Below are 237 nucleotides of genomic sequence, written 5' to 3' on the forward strand. Positions count from 1 at the left end.
CTCTCTGGCTAAAGTGCTGCCAAGATTCGCTGTAATCATGAGCATTAGGTGCTTGTTGCCATTGTAAAATGGCTTGGCTAAATAACTCAACAAATGCTCTCGTAGGTGAAGCTTGCTGGTGAAGATACTGCTTCATGGCTTCTGGTTTGGCTAATTCTGGGCGATAGACTGCAATCACGTTTTCATGATTAAACTCATTCCACTTTGCACTGATCTGTAATGGGTCGTGTAAAAAGG

At 43.0% G+C, this 237-nt stretch carries 1 pseudogene; it reads right to left on the minus strand.

What is annotated here, in order from left to right:
• A pseudogene (locus AAEY72_RS16290) lies at positions 1-237 on the minus strand (histidine phosphatase family protein); the annotation flags it as partial.

It is taken from the genome of Psychrobacter sp. W2-37-MNA-CIBAN-0211 (assembly GCF_040309405.1).
Classification (GTDB): Bacteria; Pseudomonadota; Gammaproteobacteria; order Pseudomonadales; family Moraxellaceae; genus Psychrobacter; species Psychrobacter glaciei.